We start from the raw sequence: 4,901 nt of genomic DNA, 5'->3' as shown, positions 1-4,901 counted from the left end.
CCTTATACCTATAACATCATCAAGTAAATATCTATATTCTCCGCTCTTTCTTGATTTGTAGTATGTTCTTGAATATTCTATTCCTCCTAGGAGCGTAATAATACTTTTCTTGTCTTTTCTTTCAACTATCCATTCCTTTTTTCTCTTATCATCTTCTTTAATCGCTTTATCTAATTCTTCTAAAAAGTCTTTTATTATATTCCTTCCAAGTTCATCAGTCGATTCTTTAACTACCTCAACAAGTTTTGTAAAATCCCATTCTTTTGACAGCATTTCTTCTACATTTTTTATTAATTTAGTAGTGAAATTTATTAAATGTTGTTGTATAATATCATGTTGTATAATATTATTCAAAAGAGACACCCCCTTATTGATTTGTGTTTTTTCCACTTTTTATTTTACCACAGGGGTTGTCTCTTTTAAATTTTTTGTCCTTTTTCGTCCTACAATAATTTTACACTATGTTTAAGATTCAAATATAACACTATATCATACATAATGCTACTTGATAAGCCTCAAATCGTATGGGAAAATGAAGATGCAGAAAAATTCTTTACCGAGCTTTCTGAGCTTTTTGAACTAAACGATAGATATGAAAAGATTAAACATAAAACTGAACTTCTACTAGATATAACAGAAATATTTTCAAGCTTAACTCAATCAAAACGAGGTGCAAAGCTTGAATGGATGGTCATAATATTATTTTTGATAGATATACTTTTATCAGTTTTAGAAAAATTACTATTTTAAAAGGGGCAATATTTGCCCCTTTCAGATTGTAGACAAACCTCCTTTTGGTGTTGAAATTTTGCAAGAGCCCCGTGAATGGATTTCAAAAAGGCATCTCTCATAAGCTTTAGCAATTCTTGCTTTTCGACTTTTCAAAAGTCCGTAATTCTGCACATGGACGTGCAGAGCCGAGTGGCCGACACGGATGTCGGCTCACGAGGGTAGGACTTTTGAAAACAAAGAAAAGCTTAGAATTGCTTAGCGAAATGAGCGAATGCCGGGGAAATCCTTCACGGGGCTTATCAAAAAATAACTTTTTCAACAGTCTGAAAGGGGCAATATTTGCCCCTTTTAAAACCTATATAAATAAATTAGTATCTGATTTTTCCGCTTCTGCTAAGAAGGAAGCTACTCCTCCAATTTCGATTCCATCGATCAATTCTTCCCTTTTTATTCCCATAACATCCATAGACATTGAACAAGCAACAAGTTTTACACCGTTTTTCTTTGCCTGTTCAATAAGCTCCTCTAAAGATGCAATATTTTTCTTTTGCATAATACCTCTTATTAGTTTTGCTCCAATTCCGCCCATATTCATCTTTGATAAACCAAGTTTCTTGCTACCCTGAGGCATCATCTTTGCAAACATTCTTTCAATGAAGCTTTTATCAACTTTAGGAGCTACATCCTTTCTCAATATATTTAATCCCCAGAAGGTAAAGAACATCGTTACAGGTCTTCCCATAGCCGCTGCACCATTTGCAATAATGAATGAAGCTATAGCCTTATCTAAATCTCCGCTAAAAACTATAATGCTTTTTCCATTTCTTAATTCATTTGAAGAACAGCTTACAGCTTGTGCTTTCCCCTTTCTAATAAAGGCTACATAAGAGCCTTGCGTCCTATCAACCTTAATTAAGGTATTGCCTGTTCTTTCACACCATGCCTTAATATCGTTTGAAAAGGCTGGATCAGTAACATGAACTTCCAGAACTTCTCCTTCCTTTATCTTTTCAATTTCATTTTTAACCTTCATAATTGGGCCAGGACATTGAAGTCCGCAAGCATCGACCTTAATAACGTTTTCTTTTAATTCAGTTTTTTTTTCATCTTCCTCTATTTTTGTCATCTCATCGTTTAACTTTATACCTTCACCATATTTTTTCCTAGATGCTTGATAAATATCATATCCTCCACTTAAATTATAAACATCGTATCCATGTTGTAAAAGTATTCTATATGCTATATATCCTCTTAATCCTACTTTACAATATACAACTATTTTTTTATCTTTTGGCACATCCTTTAATCTGCCTCTTAATTCGTCTACAGGAATATTTATTGCTCCTTCTATGTGACCTGTTTCATATTCAAGATCTGTTCTAACATCTACAATGAAATATTCATTTCTATCTAATTTATCAATTTCATCCCAATGGACGATTTTCATATCTCCCTTAAGAATATTTGCTGCAGTAAATCCCGCCATATTTACAGGATCCTTTGCTGAAGAATAGGGTGGAGCGTAAGCTAATTCTAATTCTTCTAAATCATAAACGGTTAAACCATGTCTTATTGCTGTAGCTATAACATCTATTCTTTTATCTACTCCGTCACGTCCAACTACTTGAGCACCTAAAACTTTTCCATCTTCAGGTGAGAATAGCAACTTTATTGTCATGGTAAATGCACCTGGATAATAACCTGCATGGGATCCTGAATGAGTATAGGATTTTAAGTAAGGGATTCCCATTCTCTTTAATGTTTTTTCATTTGCTCCTGTTGATGCAGCCGTCATATCAAAAACCTTTAAAATCGAAGTTCCTTGTGTTGCTGTATATTTAACATTTCTCCCACAAATATTATCTGCTGCTATTCTTCCTTGCTTGTTTGCTGGTCCAGCTAGCGGAACTAATGTCCATGCACCAGTTACCAAATCCTTTACTTCTATTGCATCCCCAACGGCATAAATATAAGGGTCGCTTGTTCTTAAATACTCATCAACCTTTATACCGCCTCTTTCTCCAATCTCAAGCCAAGCTTCCTTTGCAAGCTTAGTCTCTGGTCTTACACCTATTGCAAGTATTACCATATCTGCCTCTAGGGTCTTTCCACTTTTTAATGAAACTATTAGTCTTCCTTCGCCTTCAAATTTTTCTACTCCATCCGAAGTTATAACCTCAACTCCATGATCATTCATTTCCTTCTCAAGTATCCTTGCCATTTCAATATCAAAAGGTCCTAATATTTGATCCATGGCTTCAACAAGAGTAACTTGTAAACCTACATCCTTTAGATTTTCCGCCATCTCAACACCGATGAAACCTCCACCTATTACAACAGCCTTCTTGGGAGATTTTTCGTTTATATAGGATTTTATTCTATCAACATCAGCCATATTTCTTAATGTAAATATGTTGCTCTTTTCAACTCCTGGGATTGGTGGCACAAAGGGAGCAGCACCAGGTGAAAGAATTAAATAATCATACTTTTCCCTGTATGTTTTTCCCTCAGATACAACTTCAACTTCCTTTGTATCTCTAAATATTCTCGTTACTTCACTTCTTACTCTAATATCAATATTAAATCTTTTTTCCATTCCTTCTTCTGTTTGAACAAGCAAGTTTTGTCTTTCTTTTATAGTGCCTCCTATATAGTATGGCAATCCACAATTTGCAAAGGATATATAATCTCCTCTTTCAAACATAATTATTTCAATATTTTCATCTAATCTTCTAAGTCTTGCTGCTGCACTAGCGCCTCCTGCTACTCCTCCAACTATTATAACTTTCTTATTCATTTTATCCTCTCCTTGTTAAAAATTTAATTTTTTAACATATAATAATTATATTATAATGATATAATAACCTTATACAATTGTCAATATACCTTACTGCGGTAGTGTAATTTGCAATAACTAGTTTGATTAAGAAAGTGTCCTTACTTGTGACTTTAGTCATGAGTAAGGATGCTCTAATAATAACATATATTATTTGTGCATCATAACTTATATTAGTTAAAAGTTTGTTTTGTATAACAACATATGTTACAATAACTATGAGGTGAAAGTATGGAAAAAGCTTTTAAATTTAGGCTTTATCCTAATAAACAACAAATAGAGCTCATAAATAAATCCTTTGGTTGTGTTAGGTTTGTATATAACTACTACCTTGCTAAAAGAGAGGAAGAATATAAAACTAAAGGTATAACATTTAATTATAAGGATTGCTCTGCTGATTTAACAAAACTAAAACAAATTAATATATGGCTAAAAGAAGCAGATAAGTTTGCACTTCAAAATTCGCTCAAAGACTTAGACAAAGCATTTAAGAATTTTTTTGAAGGCAGAGCAAATTATCCAAAGTTTAAGTCAAAGAAATGTAAATATCAAAGCTATAGAACAACATTTACAAATAACAACATTGAAATTAAAGGAAACAAAATCAAACTACCTAAATTAGGCTGGGTAAAGTTTGTAAAATCAATGGAAGTAGAGGGTAAAATACTAAATGCAACTATAAGTAGAACTCCAACAGGGAAATATTTTGTTTCAATTTGTTGTAGGATAGAAAAAACTACAGAAAAGTCTAAAACTAACAAAGTAATAGGTATAGATTTAGGAGTAAAACACTTTCTGATAGATAGTGAAGGTAACAAAAAATCCAATCCTAAATATCTTATAAAGTTAGAAAAAAGACTTATTAAGGAACAAAGGAAGCTTTCTAAAAAACAATTAGGTAGTAGTAACTTTAAGAAACAAGCTAAGAAAGTAGCCAAAATACATGAGAAGATAAGAAACCAAAGGGAAGATTTTTTGCAAAAGCTATCCTCTAAAATTATAAACGAAAACCAAGTTATAATTTTGGAGGACTTAAAGGTTAAGAATATGTTAAGAAATAACAAACTATCAAAGTCCATATCAGATGTAGCATGGTCAAAAATTTGTAAATATGCTTGAATATAAAGCATTATGGTATGGAAGAACAATAGTAAAAGTAGATATGTTTTATCCAACGAGTCAAATATGTAGTGTATGTGGTTATAAAAATGAAGAAGTAAAAGACTTAAACATAAGGAATTGGGAATGTCCAATATGTAAGACAGTCCACGATAGAGATGTAAATGCAAGTAAAAATATATTAAAAGAAGGAAAGAGGATATTAGGTATAGCA

General features: G+C 32.4%; 3 protein-coding genes and 1 pseudogene. 2 read left to right on the top strand and 2 right to left on the bottom strand.

The window, feature by feature from the left end:
- Positions 1-354: UPF0236 family transposase-like protein (locus CAAU_RS13460; protein ID WP_040306815.1), on the bottom strand; the 354-nt coding region annotated here is incomplete at its 3' end.
- 69 nt (positions 355-423) lie between these two features.
- On the opposite strand from CAAU_RS13460, the gene CAAU_RS13455 reads away from it, so the two are divergent.
- Positions 424-750 carry an RMD1 family protein gene (locus tag CAAU_RS13455; RefSeq protein WP_278244348.1) on the top strand — a complete coding sequence of 109 codons (327 nt, stop codon included), beginning with the start codon at positions 424-426 and terminating at the stop codon, positions 748-750.
- Positions 751-1,087: 337 nt separating this feature from the next.
- On the opposite strand, the gene CAAU_RS13450 is transcribed toward CAAU_RS13455, so the two are convergent.
- On the bottom strand, positions 1,088-3,529 hold the full coding sequence (locus CAAU_RS13450; RefSeq protein ID WP_008909989.1) for an FAD-dependent oxidoreductase: 2,442 nt from the start codon (positions 3,527-3,529) through the stop codon (positions 1,088-1,090).
- Between the two features lie 270 nt (positions 3,530-3,799).
- Here CAAU_RS13450 and tnpB point away from each other — a divergent pair.
- Positions 3,800-4,901, top strand: a pseudogene (gene tnpB / locus CAAU_RS13445) (IS200/IS605 family element RNA-guided endonuclease TnpB); the annotation flags it as partial.

Origin of the sequence: Caloramator australicus RC3 (genome assembly GCF_000297115.1) — a bacterium.
GTDB classification, from domain to species: domain Bacteria; phylum Bacillota; class Clostridia; order Clostridiales; family Caloramatoraceae; genus Caloramator; species Caloramator australicus.
The sequence above is the reverse complement of the archived record's forward strand: the minus strand, read 5'-3'. Positions and strand labels throughout refer to the sequence as shown.